The sequence below is a fragment of the Leucobacter weissii genome (assembly GCF_017565745.1).
Lineage (GTDB): Bacteria > Actinomycetota > Actinomycetes > Actinomycetales > Microbacteriaceae > Leucobacter > Leucobacter weissii.
Genome location: NZ_JAGDYM010000017.1, coordinates 1 through 13533 on the forward strand (window position 1 = coordinate 1; position 13533 = coordinate 13533).

Consider the following 13533-nt stretch of genomic DNA (forward strand, 5'->3'; position numbering starts at 1 on the left):
GGGGTAAGGGGTGCGTTAGCGTGGGGCATGAAGACCTCCGGTGGATGGTGAGTGTGGTAACCCACATCCTGCCGGAGGTCTTCATCTCAGCTCAGACGTTCACAACGTCCCGGGGAACTACACCTAGGCCGCTGCACCCGAAAGGGCTGTCGCGAGCCGCATCACTTCGAGAGCATCGATGAGGCTGCGGATTTCCTGCGGGCTAACTTCAAGCGCTTCGAGCAGGAGCCCTTCGAAAGCGGACGCTTCCTCGGGGATTTCTTCCGAAGCTACGCAGCGACAGAGCTGAAGAAGGTCTCGCCGGGCTTCCTCGACCAGAAGAAGGCAGCATGAGCACCGCTACCCGCTGGATTCCCGTTGAGGCCTTGGCTGACTACTTCACTGTTCCGCTGGCCCAGCTACGGGCCGAGCTTCAGCAGCGCCACCTCCTCGGGGAAGTGGGTGGCGCACTCCACTGCACGGAAGGCCAGGCCTACCTCTGGGCGCAGCGCAGCTACGGCGCAGATGAGGCCAACGAGATGCTGGCTGACTTCAAGGCATTCAGCTTCAGCTTCCCCGAGAGCGAGGTCACGCTCGTCGAAGAGGTCACGGCAACAGATGGCGACTACCCCTACCTGATATGAACCCCTGCCAAGACGCAAATCGCCGAAGCCCCCGGCTCCTCGACTACCCCGAGGACACCGGGGGCTTCTGCTGTCTAGCAGTACGAGAGCGACGCTAGACCGACTGCTAGGACTTTCCCTAGACCCGCGTTCTGCTGCCCCTCAGAGCTCTTCCCAGCCGGTGAAGTCGGGCCGCTTCTCACTGAGGTAGTCATCGAGGTACGCCGCCAGGGTAGGCGCTGCTTGCTTCGCATAGTCCGCGCTGCTGTAAGTAGCGATCTGCGCATCAGCATTCTTCGGGCTCCATCCCATCGTGGCGATGAGGTGATCCCGATCAGCTCCGCCGTCGATGAGCTTGGTGGTCGCCATGTGTCGAAGCGTGTGGACGGTCATGCCCTCCGGCAGCCCGTACCTATACTCGATCTGTTCTAGGAGCCTGCTCAGTTCCTTCCTGTCGCGCTGACCATAGATCGGCTTCCCGTCCTTCCGGGTGAAGATGAGCCGATCGAGTCCTGCACCCTTCTCGGGCTTGAAGTCCGGTTCTGCCCTCCGCTGCTTCACCGTTTGGATGTGCTCGTAGATCATGAGCCAGGCCTGGGCAGTGAGCGCGATCTCTCGCCTCCCGCTCGTTGTCTTCGTGTCCGTGAGCACCCAGCGGTTCTCCCCGATCCGCTGCGGGCACCGGGTGGTCTGCTCACCGCAGCTCCACTTGCCGGTATCGCCGTCGAGCTCGCACCCATGCCGAGCACCTTCCCGCTGAAGCTGCTGCTTTACCAGGAGCCGGAAGAGCCCGTCCCGCTCCACGAAGCAGTCATCAGTGAGGCCCAGCACCTCGGCCTGTCGGAGTCCCAGGAGCCCGAAGACCCAGCGCAGTTCTTGGCCTTCATTGCGCGCTTCCTGGATGATGAGGTGGCCGAGCTTATCTGCCGCCTTCCTGATGGCGAGCGTGTCCTCGGCAGTTTTGGCTTTCTTCGCTGGAGCTTTGAGCCCCACCATCGGGTGCCGGTAGAGAATGCCGTCTCTCACGTAGTAGTCCAATGCGCTCTTGAAGCAGATGAACGTCTGCCGAATCGAGTCCACACCCAAACCCTTGTCGGGTAGCGTCTCGGTGAAGTAGACCTTCAGTTCTTCGTAGGTAAGTCCCCGAACTGGGCGGCTCCCGAAGGCAGGCAGTAAGTGGTTACGGATGCGAGCGTCATACATGTGGATCGTGGCAGGCGCCAGATCTTCCCGCCTGCGCTCCTTGAGCCAGTCGAGGAGGCAGTCAGCCACGGTGAGCTTGGCGATCCTAGGATCTGGCGGGATGCTATCCGGGGACTCGAGTCCGTATTCCACCCGCGCCCTGAGGATCTTGAGATCCCGCTTTTCGATGGCTTCCCGTTCGGTACGAGCCTGTGCGGTGAACTTCTTCCGCTCGCTGCCCAGCTCAACGGTCTTGGCTGCCCAGAAGTAGGTGACGGTCGTGCCATCCTTCCGAGTTCGCTCCACCGTGAACACGGAACCCTCGCCATCAGCACGCTTCTTGGGTCGGCGCTGGCCTTTGGGTCCATGTTTCTTCAGACCGGAGCGCAAAAGCCGCTCCTGATCCTCCCGGTCGAACTCGATCACGATTCAACGCTGCACCGCTAGATCAGAGAAGTCAACTCACCAGGTCAACTCACGCAACCATGTCGACCGACGAGAGAAGCGCATGATCTCAACGATTTGACTTTCCATTGAGATCATGCGCTTCACGTGGCGGTGACGGTGGGATTTGAACCCACGGTAGGGGGTTACCCTACACGACTTTTCGAGAGTCGCACCTTCGGCCGCTCGGACACGTCACCGCGGAAGAGTTTACGCGAAACGACCCGGTCGCGCGAATCGGCCTCCGGTGATGCGACGGCGATCCTCACTGCTGCTCGATCCGGCAGTAATGGGGCGCCAGGAAAGGTGAACCGCCCGGCTACTGCCGGATCAGCCCTGCAGCAAGACGCTCGGGGGTCGGCCTCCACCGCCCTGGTCCGGCGCAGGAAGACCCGGTATGTTGAGCGGTATGAGCGAGAAGAAGACCCCAGAAGAATCCGCCGAGACGATCGACACCCCGGTGCTCGACGGCGCCACCGACCACTCCGACGATGACGTCGACCCGCGCAAGGGGGACAGCGATCCCGCACTGATCCGCGACACCGAGACCCACAAGAAGACCGTCAACCCCTACGGCTGACCCCTTCCCGGCTCAGCCCAACAGCTCGGGGAGGCGCTCCTCGACGAACGCGAAGAGCTGCCGGCTCTTCGCGCCCGCGATGCCGTCCCACTCGTCCTGAGTGGTCGAACTGTCGGCGAAGTCGGACGGCGTCTTGAACACCTGCAGCGGGATGCCCAGGCGAGCGCAGACGCTCGCATAGGCGTAGGTCTCCATGTCGACCAGCGTTGCGCCGAGCGCGGCGAGCACGGCGCGCTGCGCGTCGTCCTGCACGAACACGTCGCCGGTGGCGATCACCGCCGTCTCGTCGATGATCGGATCGGCCAGTTCGAGCCGGGGCGAGGGCAGCGAGAAATCGTGCTGCACGCCGGCGGAGATCTGGTAGACCGTGTCGAGCCGGGCGTCGTCGCTCACCGCGCCCGCGGTGCCGAGCACCACGACCCGGTCGGGCGGCGAGCCGTCGAGGACCCCTCGGGTCAGCTCGAGCGCGGCGTTGACCTTCCCCACCCCGGTGAGTAGGTGCGGCACCCCGGCGGAGACGAAGGCGGCGGCCTCGTCCCCGTGCGCGAAGACGAGCAGCGTGTCACCGGGCACGGCGGACCTCCTGGGTGTGTTCGGACGATCGCTCCAGCTTACCGCGGGATCCGGACGCCCGGCGGGGCGCTCGGATCCCGACCCTTGACCAGAGGTCTCCCACCGTGTATCATGAGTAACTTGAGCGTGCGAGCGCCGGTCTCCGCCTGATGAGGCGACGATCCGCAACTCGGCGCAGCACCCGCTCATCTTGCGTCGCAGCGCAGTCCTTCAGGGTTCGTCCGCGGGCCGGTCGACCAGTTCGACCCCGAGCCTTCTTCCACACGGGAATCCTGTCGACTCGGCCTCGACGCAGCGCGTATGCACCGCGCAGCGCGCGCAGAAAGGACTCATCATGACCATCGAACACAGCAACATCGATATCGACGCCGGCGCCACCGCCGGCACCGCCGGCCTCGGCCGTGCGCGCACGCCGTACCACGAGTTCGGCGAAGCCGGCGCCCCTCGCATCCCGGGCTGGGCGCAGCACCGCTCCGTCTACCGGGCCGCCGGTCGCACCCTCTACCAGGTCGGAACCGACCGGTTCGACGCGGCTCGGGACGACCTCGCCGCGCTCGCCGGACGCGGCTGGGAGATCCGGGTGGATCGCGAAGGCCCCGCGGCCAGCATCACCCTCAGCCGGGCGGCCGCGTAGCGCGCGGGGCCCGGGCACCGGGCAAGACGGCGTAACGCGATCCCCGGACCGAGACGAAAGGCCCGGGGATCGCGTAGCGTTGTCGGAGGGGCGCGCGACGCGCACCGCCCCTCGGAACCGCAGGCAAGGAGCATCATGAGCGACGTCGAACTGGCCGAAGTCGAGAGCTTTCAACTCGACCACACGAAGGTGCGCGCGCCCTACGTGCGCAAGATCGCGGTCGAGCTGGGGCCGAAGGGCGACGCCATCACCAACTACGACATCCGCCTGGTCCAGCCCAACGAGGGCGAGATCCCGACCGCCGGCCTGCACACGATCGAGCACACGATCGCCGGCCTGCTGCGCACGAGACTCGCGGGAGTGATCGACATCTCGCCCTTCGGCTGCCGCACCGGCTTCCACCTGATCGTGTGGGGCGAGCCGGATCCCGCGGAGGTCGCCGCCGCGATCAAGACCTCCCTCGCCGACATCGCCGAGCGCGTCTCCTGGGACGACGTGCCCGGCACCGACGCGATCAGCTGCGGCAACTACCGCGACCACTCGCTCCACTCCGCTCGGGAGTGGAGCCGACTCGTGCTCGAGCGGGGCATCAGCCTCGACCCCTTCGACCGCTCGAAACTGGCCTGATCCCCGCCGCCCCGTTCCAGGTGCCGGTGTGTTCGTCGAGTTCTCGGCCGTCCCCTACCGCTGGGAGGCGCGCAGGGACGAGTGGGTCTTCGTCGATCTGCCCGAGGATCTCTCGGCGGACCTCGCCGAGATCCCCCGCCCGCGCCGCGACTTCGACTCGATGCGCGTCGAGGCGCGGATCGGCCTCACCGTCTGGCGGACGTCGATCTTCCAGGCCTCGCCGGAGCGCTTCATCCTGCCGCTGAAGCGCGCGGTGCGCGAGGCCGAAGGCGTCGAGGTCGGCCGGGAGACGACCGTGCGGATCGAGCTACTCGACCTCTGAGCGCGAGGGCTCCGGATCGCGCGAGCCCGCCGCCGGCTCCACCCCCGGAGGCCCGATCCGCGCCCGCCTCGGGGCGAGTTGCGGCTGCGATCGGAACCGGCCGCTCAGCGCCAGCACCGCGATGACGAGAGCCACCACGATCCAGCCGGACGCCCCCGCGACGGTGGCGAGCACCGGATCGACGGTCTCGCCCGCGGCGATGAACCACAGGACCATCCCACCGGTGCCGTTGAGCGCCCCGTGCGCGATGGCCGCGGGCCAGACCGAGCCGGTGCGCAGGCGCAGCCAGCCGAAGAGCACTCCCCAGACGACGCAGTTGACGGTCATCAGCGCCACGCCGCGCCAGTCGAAGAGCCCGTAGTTGTGGCCGAGCAGCGTCAGCGGCGCGTGCCAGAGCCCCCAGATCACTCCGCTGACCAGGAGCGCGGGCCAGGTGCCGAGCGGTCGCAGCGCGGGCAGCAGCCACCCGCGCCAGCCGAGCTCCTCGCCGAAGCCGAGCAGCGCATTGGGGACGATGGCGACGATCGGGAACAGTGCGAGCTGGATCGCGATGAGCGCGCCCGCGGGCGGCAGGACCGCCGGATCCATCCCCTCCGGCAGCGCCGCCTCGTTCAGCTCGGTGAAGCCGGAGAGCCCCACCGGATCGAGCCGCACCCAGCCGAGGACCCCGGCGACCACGACCGCGAGCAGCGCGATCACGAGCGGCGCGAAGAGCGCCGCGACCGAGAACCACACCACCCGCTTCGCCGGGCGCAGCGGCCACATGCCGAGAAAGCGCAGGCGCTCACGGCGCGGCGTTCGGGCCGCGAACACCACCGCGACGGTCGCGAGGGCGGGCGTGAGCATCATCGCCGCGGCGATCAGCCCGAACAGCGTCGTGAACATCGGATCCCCCGGGCCCATGAGCCACAGCGGCAGCGCCACGAGCCAGGCGAGGCCGAGGGCGAGTCCGACGAACAGCGCCACCGCGCGCCACGGCACCCGATCCGGCCGATCCGCGCGCGCCGGAGCCGCACCGGCCTCGGCCCCCTCGGCCGCGCCGGTCGCCCCGGCCGTCTCGGTCGCTTCGGTGCTTTCCGCGTTCATTCCGCTCCTCTCAGCCTGCATTCCGCCGCGCTCCGGGTTCATCCCGCTGCGCCCCGCGCGCGCTCCGCCACCGCGGCGAGGAGCGCGGCGCCCCGCTCGGGTCGGTCGACGGTCACCGTCCAGGTCCGACCGTCGCCGCGGGTCACCACGATACCGGGACCGGTGCGCAGGACCACGCCGAACCTGCCGGGCGCCCAGCGGATCCCCCAGCCGCCGAATTCGGCGAACGGAGCGATCTCGGCCGCGCGCACCGAGACGATGTCGCTCGCGGGCACCCGGAAGACGGGCCGGCCGAGCACCGCGCGGGCTTCGATGCCGCCGCCGTCGATGCGCACGCGGTACCGCGAGGCCACCGCCCAGGCGAGGGTGAAGACGAGAAACGGCAGCGGCACGGCCCACCAGACCGGGCTGCCCACCGCGAGGGCGACGACCAGCACGACGAGCGGCAGTGCGGCGAGGGCGGTCACCAGAGCGAGAAACGGATTGCCGAGGCGTGTCTCACCCAGCCACACGGCGCGCTCCCCCGGCCCGAGCGGCAGCGGATCGGCACGGGCGTCATCGGGTCCGGCGATCCGGAGGCGCGGCTGCATGAGAAATCCGACGATCCCAGCGAGCAGCACGAAGCCGAAGGCGAGCGCCAGCACGGGTCCGACCGACCCGGCCGCGCGGGCGTCGGCCACGTCGAGCTGCACCAGCGCGGTGCCGACGGCGAGCGTCTGGACCAGCACCGTCGATCCGAGCACCAGCGCCGGAAGGAACCGGTTCATCGACGACCAGACCACGGTGCGGCGACCGAGCGACGCTCCCTGCAGCAGGGAGAGCGCGGCGAGCAGCAGGCCGATGCCGAGCGCGAGCGCCGCATTCGTCCATGGCGGACCGAAGCCGCTGGGCTCGAGGTCCGCGCCCCAGCGCATCGCCATCGGGTCCGGCAGGCGCGGGATCCAAACGGCCGTGATGACGGTTGCCGCCGCGGTCAGCGCGAGCGGCAGGATCAGCCCGATCCAGCGCGCGGCGCGGCGCGCCTGAGCGAGCTCGAGCCGCTGGGCCGGCGAGAGGGGGTGGCCGTCTCCGTCCGGGCCGGCTGCGGCGCGCTCATCGTATCCGTCGTCTTCGTCGTATCCGTCGTCGTGCCGGTTCATGCGGTTCTCCCCTCGTCGCTGCGCGTCGGGCTCGGGATCTGCAGCAGCGCGGCCAGCGTCCGGGGCGACACTCCCAGCCCTCGCGCCCGCTCGGCGATCCGTGCGGCGTCGCGGCGCAGCAGGGCGATCTCGTCGGCGAGCGAGGTGATCACCGCGCCGCGGCCGCGCCGCAGATCGACGAGGCCTTCGTCGCGCAGCTCCTGATAGGCCCGCAGCACGGTGTGCTTGTTCACGCCCAAGCCGATCGCGACCTCGCCGGCCGGCGGCAGCTTCTCGCCCACGCGCAGTTCTCCCCTCGCGACAGCACGGCGCACGGCGTCCGCGAGCTGCGCGTAGATCGGCCGCTCGCTCGCGGCATCGATCGACAGCAGCATGAACGCACTCCCTTCGTTAGTTCTACTTTCACTATAACTTATAGACACTTGGACTTGTCTGGCAATGCGGGCGCGGATCCATTTCGCGGGAGCGGATGGGATGCCCCGCACATCGGATCCGCACTCGCGAAGCGGATCCGCATAGCAAAGCCACCACCACCACCGACGACAGTTCGTCGTCCACAAGAACGGGAAGCCGAACCTTATCCACAGATGAGGTCCGGCCAGCCACGACGGCGTCGAGAACGGGCAAGACTGATGCGCATGGACACCCTCCCCGATCTCGATGGTCTGCTCGCAATGCTGCACACACGCGGATCGCTGCGCGCGTCCGGGATGAGCGACCGAGCGATCCAGACCGCCGTGCGCCGCGGCGAAGTGCTCCGTCTCTCTCCCGGCTGGTTTCTCACCATGCGCGATTGGACGGAACGCACCCTCGTCGAGCAGCATCTGCTGCGGGCTCTCTGCGCACACTTCCGAGCGACGCGCGCTCCGATCTTCTCGCATGAGACCGGGGCGGCGATCCTCGGTCTGCCGCTGCTTCGTTTCGACGCCGCGAAAGTGCACACCCTGCAACCGCGCGACGGGAGGAACGACAGTTCCGCCGACGTTCTCCGACACCGTCAGGATTTTGACGAGCGCGACGTGCATCGATCCGGCGGCCTCCTACACACGAGTCCAGAGCGCACGCTCATCGACGTCGCGCGTACCTCCGCGTTCGAGCAGGGGATCGTGGTCGGCGATGCCGTCTTGCGCCGCCTGGCCGGGGCGAGTCGCCACTCGCAGGAGACGCACCGCACCGCACTGATCCGGCAACTCGCCGCGCTTCCCGGCACGCGGGGGCACCGGCGGGCGAACCGCGTGCTGCGGTTCCTGGACAGTGCCGCCGACTCCCCGCTCGAAAGCCTGTACCGACTGCAGTTCGCGCGGCTCGGCTTCGAGGTGCGGACGCAGGCGCCGGTCCGCTCGCCGTCAGGAGGTGTGTATCGGATGGACTTCGAGCTCGTCGGATACCGCACCTTCTTCGAGGCCGACGGCCGAGCGAAGTACACCGAGGCCGAATACCGCAATGGCAAGAGCCCGGACGGGGTGCTCCTCGCGGAGAAGAAACGGGAGGACTGGGTGCGGGGCACCACCGACTACCGCGTGCTGCGCGGCGGCTGGAGCGAGGCGCTCACCCCGCACGCCACCGCCGCGCACCTGCGCGCCTTCGGTATCGCGCCACCGGTCGATCCGCGGACGCGCACGATCCTCGACCTGCACTGAGCCCTCCGACGGCGCTCGGAACCGCTCGGATGCGGACGTGTTACACAGGCGCGGACGAGTTGTGCGGCAGAAACCACCCGCACCCACGAAGCGGATCCGCATTCGCGGAGGTGGAGCGGCGGTGTGGCAGCAGTGGGGCGGCGGTGTGGTGCCGGTGGGGGCGGGGGACGGCGAGGCGGGCGGCGGAGCCGGCCGGCACGCGGGGCTCAGAAGGCGGCGAGGCCGGTGAGCTCCCGGCCGATCACGAGCTGGTGCACCTCGTCGGTGCCCTCGTAGGTGCGCACCGACTCGAGGTTCGCCATGTGGCGCATCACCGGGAAGTCGCTCGTGATGCCGTCGCCGCCCAGGATCGAGCGGGCGTTCGAGGCGATCCCGATGGCCTCGCGCACGTTGTTGAGCTTGCCGACGGAGATCTGCCCGTACGTGAGCTTGCCGGCGTCCTTCAGCCGTCCGAGGTGCAGCGCGAGCAGCAGCCCCTTCTGGTATTCGAGGAACATGTCGGCGAGCTGCGCCTGGATGATCTGCTTGCCGCCGATCGGCGAGCCGAACGACTCGCGGGACTGCGAGCGGGCGACCGCCGCCTCCAGGCAGGAACGCGCCGCGCCCATGACGCCCCAGGCGATCCCGTAGCGGGCCTCGTTGAGGCACTTGAACGGTGCCGAGAGCCCCTTCGCCTCGGGCAGGATCGCGTCGAGCGGCAGGCGCACGTCCGTCAGCTCGATCTCGGTCTGCAGCGAGGCGCGCATCGAGAGCTTGTTCTCGATCGCGGTGGCCTGGAAGCCCGGCGTGTCGGTCGGCACGACGAAGCCGCGCACCACGCCCTCCTCGTCCTTCGCCCAGATCACGCCGACCTGCGCGATCGTGGCGAGCCCGATCCAGCGCTTCTTGCCGTTGAGCACCCAGGCGTCGCCCTCGCGGCGCGCCGTCGTCAGCATGGTGGAGGGGTCGGATCCGCCCTGCGGCTCGGTCAGACCGAAGAAGCCGACGGCCTCGCCGCGGCCCATCGCGGGCAGCCAGCGCTGCTTCTGCTCCTCGCTGCCGAACTTGTAGATGGCGCCCATCGCGAGCGACCCCTGCACCGACAGCGCGGTGCGGAAGCCCGAGTCGACGGCCTCGAACTCCAGCGCGACGAGCCCGTAGGCCACCGACGACGCGCCCCGCAGCCCGTAGCCGTGCAGGTACATGCCGAAGGCGCCGAACTCGCCGACCTCGGGCAGCAGCTCGACGGGCAGGCGCCGATCCTCGAACGCCTGGTCGATGATCGGCGCGATGCGGGTCTGCGCGAACTCGCGCGCCTTCAGCTGCCACTCGCGCTCCTCGGCGGAGACGTGGTCGGCGATGTCGAAGAGCTGGTCGATGGTGGTCATGGGTGCTCCTTGGCTTGCGGTTCCGTTGTTTCAGCAGTCGTTCGTGCAGGGTCGGGGCCGCGGTGGGTGCGGCTATCCGGATTCGTGAGCATCGGGCTCGCGTGTCGTATGAAGATGTGCGACCCTGCGCATCTTCGTATGACACGACGGGGGTTCCCGCTCCGCGAAGAAATCCGGATAGCCGCACCCACCGCTCTCACCTCAGCCACGTCGCGCCGTCGTGCTCGCCGAGGGCGGGCGGCGGGGTGCCGTAGCTCGCGGGCGTCGCGGAGAGCGAGATGGGGGTCGCGATGGAGCGCAGCGCGCGGGTGTCGCCGTCGGCGCCCTGCGCGGGCGTCTCGGCCACGATCCCGAGGTCGAGCGATTCGGCGAGCTCGATCGCCTGCGCGATGGTGTTCACCCGGCCGGCGGGGATCTGCTCGGCGGTGAACTCGGCGATCCACTCGGCCGCCGGACGCGTGAGCAGACGCTCCTCCAACAGCTCGCGCAGTGCCGCCCGGTGCGCGACCCGCGACGGATTGTCGGCGAAGCGGGGATCCTCGGCCAGCTCGGGGCGCCCGATCACCCGGCACATGCGCGCGAACTGCCCGTCGGTGCCGACGGCGAGCGCGAGCGGCTGATCCTCGGCGCGGAACGTCTCGTAGGGCGAGATCGAGGGGTGCGCGTTGCCCATCCGTCCCGGCGAGACACCGGTCTCGAGCGTCGAGGAGGCCTGATTGGCGAGCGCCGAGAGCAACGAGCCGAGCAGCGTCACACGCACGTGTTGGCCGCGGCCGACCGTGCCATCGACGCTGCCGTGCTGGCCTCGGCCAGACGTGCCATCAGCACCGCCGTGCGGGCCGTGGCCGGACGCGCGATCCCTGGCACGGAGCGCGGCCTGGATGCCGATCACGGCGTTGAGACCGGTCAAGATGTCGACGAGCGCGACGCCGACCTTGGTCGGCTGCCCGCCCTCGTCGTCGGGCTGCCCGGTGATGCTCATGAGGCCGCCGACGGCCTGCACGAGCAGATCGTAGCCGGGCAGATCCTTTCCGGCGGTGTCGCCGAAGCCGGAGATCGAGCAGTAGACCACGCCGGGGTTCGCGGCGGAGACGGCTTCGTAGCCGAGCCCGAACCTCTCCATCGTGCCCGGTTTGAAGTTCTCGATCACCACGTCGGCGCTCGTCGCCAGCTCGCGGGCACGGGCGATGCCGGCCTCCGAGCGCAGATCGCACACCACCGAGCGCTTGCCCCGGTTCACTCCGGCGAAGTAGGTGCTCTGGCCGACGGCGTTGACGGGCGGCGACCACTGCCGCGTGCCGTCGCCGTCCGGGCTCTCGATCTTGATGACGTCGGCGCCGAGGTCGGCGAGGATCATCGTGGCGTACGGCCCGGCCAGCACACGGGAGAAGTCGGCGACCCGGATTCCGTCGAGCGGACCTATGGTCCGCTCGTGACCAGCACTGCGCGGCGCCTCGACGGCATCGTCGTCGAGCGGACCTAAGGTCCGCTCGTGACCAGCACTGCGCGGCGGTTCGGCGGCCTGCGGCGAGGGAGCCGTTCCGCTCGGCGCGGCCGATCCTCCGTGAGCTGCAGGCGTGCTCGGCTGTTCTGGTTGCGTCACTGGTCCTCCGGTGGTCATCACGACTCAGGCTACGACCCGGATGCCGCATCGGGTAAGGTACGAATTGCACAATCTAGTGGCATATATTGTGCAGATCGAGATCATAGGATGGGGAGCCGCGATGAACTCCGAGACGGGACGCGACGAGGACGGGGCGCGACGGTGGGACCACCCCAGCGAACACCTCCGCAGATCCAGGATCGGCGCGCTCATCGCGCGCGGCAGATACGACGACGCCTCAGCCGCGCTCGGGGTGTGCTGGCCGGAGCAGACCCTCCCCCGCCAGCTCCGCGCGGCGCTGGCCCGCGGCGCGCCGGAACGGATCACGGCCTTCCTCGAGGAGTTCCGGAGCACTCCATCGCCGCACTTCGCGATCCCCGCGGCCGATCTCGGCATCCCGCACCGACCGGGCCTCGCGGAACTCGTGCTCCTGCTCTCGGTCGACGCCGGGAACGCGGGCGTCGAGGACGGACTCGAGACGGTCGTCGAACTCGCAGGCTCGCACATGCTGGATCTGGCCATCGGGCGGGTGACCGGAACCGAGCAGGCACCCAACAGTCTGGCCTCTGCCCGGGCGCGGGCCGTTGCGCTGGGCGAGCCGCTGCTCGGCGACGCGCTGGGGCGCGGCATGAAGCGCGCCACGCTCACCCTCTGGGCCGACCACGGCAACCCGATGATCGAGATGCTCGCCGCGGGCGGACGGGCGATCGGCGATCAGATCCTCGGTCCGCTCAGCGAGCGCGGCGAGGAGGCGCTCACCCTGCGGCGCACGCTGCGCGCCTATCTGGCGACCGGCGGGCGGGCGAACCCGACCGTCCGCGAACTCGGCATCCACCGCAACACGCTGCGGCATCGGCTGGAGCGGATCGAGGCGCTCACCGAGTGCTCGCTCTCCAGCGCAGACGACCGTGCAGAACTCTGGATGGCGCTGCGGCTGGTCACCGACGCGGATCCCCGTCCGGCGGATCCGGAGCCGGCCGCCGGGGAGTCGGCCCGGGCGGCTAGCCCTCGCCGTTGATCCGGCGGACCTCCCGGTCGATCGCTTCGTCGGAGATCGGCTTGCTTCCGGGACCGAAGGCGTTCAGCGCGGTGAAAAGAAGAGCGATGGCGAAGCCCAGCATCGGCCAGACCGGCCAGTAGTACTCGCGGTAGCCGCTCGCCAGCCAGACCACGTTCAGGATGATCGCGATGATCACGAACACGAACAGGAGTCGCCAGAACGCGCGCTTGCCCTCGATGCGCTTCCGCGCGGCCTCTCTCAGATCATCGTTCACGATGCCACTCTAACGCGCCGCACCGGAATCCGCACGGGATCCTCACTCATGGTCCCGGGACCGGGATCCCGGATGCGACCATGCGGGCTCAGCCGTCGTGCCGGTGCTCGTCGGCGAGCTTGAACGCGAGCCGCCCGTGCGCGTACCCGCCGCCCGCCCGGATCGCCGTCGCCACCCAGGCGGCCTCGGCGAGCTCCCCCTCGCTCGCCCCGGCGCGGACCGCGCTCGCGGTGTGGGCGTCGATGCAGTACGCGCACTGCGTCGTGATGCCCACGGCGAGCGCGATCAGCTCGCGGTACTTCAGCGGGATCTCCCGGCCGTCCTCGGCGAAGACGGCCGCGTTGAAGGCGCCGAAGGCCTTCTGGATGTCGGGGGTGCGCTGCGTGTAGACGCGGGTGTAAGCGCGGTCCTGCTCGCGGTCGAAGAAGTGGGTCATGTCGTTCCTCTCGGTTCCGGGGTG

16 protein-coding genes and 1 tRNA gene are annotated in these 13533 nt (G+C 69.1%); 7 read left to right on the forward strand and 10 right to left on the reverse strand.

The window, feature by feature from the left end; all coding sequences use genetic code 11:
* The first annotated feature begins 329 nt into the window (after positions 1–329).
* Positions 330–623 (forward strand): hypothetical protein, encoded by a 294-nt coding sequence (locus J4H92_RS14135; RefSeq protein WP_208098835.1) that lies wholly within the window; start codon positions 330–332, stop codon positions 621–623.
* Positions 624–764: 141 nt separating this feature from the next.
* Here the strand turns inward: J4H92_RS14135 and J4H92_RS14140 are convergent, their stop codons facing one another.
* Positions 765–2210: a tyrosine-type recombinase/integrase gene (locus J4H92_RS14140; RefSeq protein ID WP_208098836.1), complete on the reverse strand. Its 1446-nt coding sequence runs from the start codon at positions 2208–2210 to the stop codon at positions 765–767.
* Between the two features lie 127 nt (positions 2211–2337).
* Positions 2338–2428 (reverse strand) — tRNA-Ser (locus tag J4H92_RS14145).
* A gap of 209 nt (positions 2429–2637) precedes the next feature.
* Between J4H92_RS14145 and J4H92_RS14150 the strand changes: the two genes are divergently transcribed.
* Positions 2638–2808, forward strand: a complete 171-nt coding sequence (locus J4H92_RS14150; RefSeq protein WP_208098837.1) for a hypothetical protein — start codon at positions 2638–2640, stop codon at positions 2806–2808.
* A 12-nt stretch (positions 2809–2820) separates the two neighbouring features.
* Here the strand turns inward: J4H92_RS14150 and J4H92_RS14155 are convergent, their stop codons facing one another.
* Positions 2821–3381, reverse strand: a complete 561-nt coding sequence (locus J4H92_RS14155; protein ID WP_341783121.1) for a phosphorylase family protein — start codon at positions 3379–3381, stop codon at positions 2821–2823.
* Positions 3382–3715: 334 nt separating this feature from the next.
* Here J4H92_RS14155 and J4H92_RS14160 point away from each other — a divergent pair, with 334 nt between their 5' ends.
* From J4H92_RS14160 to J4H92_RS14170, 3 genes are all read left to right on the forward strand, one after another.
* Positions 3716–4015, forward strand: coding sequence for a hypothetical protein (locus tag J4H92_RS14160; RefSeq protein ID WP_208098839.1), 300 nt, complete (start codon positions 3716–3718; stop codon positions 4013–4015).
* A 135-nt stretch (positions 4016–4150) separates the two neighbouring features.
* Positions 4151–4642, forward strand: coding sequence for an S-ribosylhomocysteine lyase (locus tag J4H92_RS14165; protein WP_208098840.1), 492 nt, complete (start codon positions 4151–4153; stop codon positions 4640–4642).
* Positions 4643–4670: 28 nt separating this feature from the next.
* Positions 4671–4964, forward strand: coding sequence for a DUF1905 domain-containing protein (locus J4H92_RS14170; RefSeq protein WP_208098841.1), 294 nt, complete (start codon positions 4671–4673; stop codon positions 4962–4964).
* Here the strand turns inward: J4H92_RS14170 and J4H92_RS14175 are convergent.
* Genes J4H92_RS14175 through J4H92_RS14185 form a run of 3 tightly spaced genes read right to left on the reverse strand, consistent with a single transcriptional unit; the run spans position 4950 to position 7563 of the window.
* Entirely contained in the window at positions 4950–6050 is a 1101-nt protein-coding gene (locus tag J4H92_RS14175) for a CPBP family intramembrane glutamic endopeptidase (protein ID WP_208098842.1), read from the reverse strand. The two genes, J4H92_RS14170 and J4H92_RS14175, sit on opposite strands and share 15 nt — an antisense overlap.
* 38 nt (positions 6051–6088) lie before the next feature.
* Positions 6089–7189: a DUF1648 domain-containing protein gene (locus tag J4H92_RS14180; RefSeq protein WP_208098843.1), complete on the reverse strand. Its 1101-nt coding sequence runs from the start codon at positions 7187–7189 to the stop codon at positions 6089–6091.
* Entirely contained in the window at positions 7186–7563 is a 378-nt protein-coding gene (locus J4H92_RS14185) for a GntR family transcriptional regulator (RefSeq protein ID WP_208098844.1), read from the reverse strand. Before J4H92_RS14185 ends, J4H92_RS14180 begins: the two co-directional genes overlap by 4 nt.
* Before the next feature lie 264 nt (positions 7564–7827).
* On the opposite strand from J4H92_RS14185, the gene J4H92_RS14190 reads away from it, so the two are divergent.
* Positions 7828–8829, forward strand: coding sequence for a hypothetical protein (locus J4H92_RS14190; RefSeq protein WP_208098845.1), 1002 nt, complete (start codon positions 7828–7830; stop codon positions 8827–8829).
* Between the two features lie 206 nt (positions 8830–9035).
* On the opposite strand, the gene J4H92_RS14195 is transcribed toward J4H92_RS14190, so the two are convergent.
* Together J4H92_RS14195 and J4H92_RS14200 are read right to left on the reverse strand one after the other, a co-directional pair.
* Complete coding sequence (locus J4H92_RS14195) at positions 9036–10196, reverse strand: acyl-CoA dehydrogenase family protein (protein WP_208098846.1); 1161 nt, start codon at positions 10194–10196, stop codon at positions 9036–9038.
* A 196-nt stretch (positions 10197–10392) separates the two neighbouring features.
* Positions 10393–11817, reverse strand: a complete 1425-nt coding sequence (locus tag J4H92_RS14200; protein ID WP_279550795.1) for a CaiB/BaiF CoA transferase family protein — start codon at positions 11815–11817, stop codon at positions 10393–10395.
* Positions 11818–11920: 103 nt separating this feature from the next.
* Here J4H92_RS14200 and J4H92_RS14205 point away from each other — a divergent pair, with 103 nt between their 5' ends.
* Positions 11921–12817, forward strand: coding sequence for a PucR family transcriptional regulator (locus J4H92_RS14205; RefSeq protein WP_208098847.1), 897 nt, complete (start codon positions 11921–11923; stop codon positions 12815–12817).
* Here the strand turns inward: J4H92_RS14205 and J4H92_RS14210 are convergent.
* Positions 12801–13073 (reverse strand): 2TM domain-containing protein, encoded by a 273-nt coding sequence (locus J4H92_RS14210; RefSeq protein WP_208098848.1) that lies wholly within the window; start codon positions 13071–13073, stop codon positions 12801–12803. The two genes, J4H92_RS14205 and J4H92_RS14210, sit on opposite strands and share 17 nt — an antisense overlap.
* A gap of 88 nt (positions 13074–13161) precedes the next feature.
* On the reverse strand, positions 13162–13509 hold the full coding sequence (locus J4H92_RS14215; RefSeq protein ID WP_208098849.1) for a carboxymuconolactone decarboxylase family protein: 348 nt from the start codon (positions 13507–13509) through the stop codon (positions 13162–13164).
* Between the last annotated feature and the right edge of the window lie 24 nt (positions 13510–13533).

Excerpts from the sequence above, each read along its gene's own strand:
- J4H92_RS14135 (WP_208098835.1), top strand. The coding sequence starts at position 330 with ATGAGCACCGCTACCCGCTGGATTCCCGTTGAGGCCTTGGCTGACTAC.
- J4H92_RS14150 (WP_208098837.1), top strand. The coding sequence starts at position 2,638 with ATGAGCGAGAAGAAGACCCCAGAAGAATCCGCCGAGACGATCGACACC.
- J4H92_RS14160 (WP_208098839.1), top strand. The coding sequence starts at position 3,716 with ATGACCATCGAACACAGCAACATCGATATCGACGCCGGCGCCACCGCC.
- J4H92_RS14165 (WP_208098840.1), top strand. The coding sequence starts at position 4,151 with ATGAGCGACGTCGAACTGGCCGAAGTCGAGAGCTTTCAACTCGACCAC.
- J4H92_RS14175 (WP_208098842.1), bottom strand. The coding sequence starts at position 6,050 with ATGAACGCGGAAAGCACCGAAGCGACCGAGACGGCCGGGGCGACCGGC.
- J4H92_RS14180 (WP_208098843.1), bottom strand. The coding sequence starts at position 7,189 with ATGAACCGGCACGACGACGGATACGACGAAGACGACGGATACGATGAG.
- J4H92_RS14185 (WP_208098844.1), bottom strand. The coding sequence starts at position 7,563 with ATGCTGCTGTCGATCGATGCCGCGAGCGAGCGGCCGATCTACGCGCAG.
- J4H92_RS14190 (WP_208098845.1), top strand. The coding sequence starts at position 7,828 with ATGGACACCCTCCCCGATCTCGATGGTCTGCTCGCAATGCTGCACACA.
- J4H92_RS14195 (WP_208098846.1), bottom strand. The coding sequence starts at position 10,196 with ATGACCACCATCGACCAGCTCTTCGACATCGCCGACCACGTCTCCGCC.
- J4H92_RS14200 (WP_279550795.1), bottom strand. The coding sequence starts at position 11,817 with ATGACCACCGGAGGACCAGTGACGCAACCAGAACAGCCGAGCACGCCT.
- J4H92_RS14205 (WP_208098847.1), top strand. The coding sequence starts at position 11,921 with ATGAACTCCGAGACGGGACGCGACGAGGACGGGGCGCGACGGTGGGAC.
- J4H92_RS14215 (WP_208098849.1), bottom strand. The coding sequence starts at position 13,509 with ATGACCCACTTCTTCGACCGCGAGCAGGACCGCGCTTACACCCGCGTC.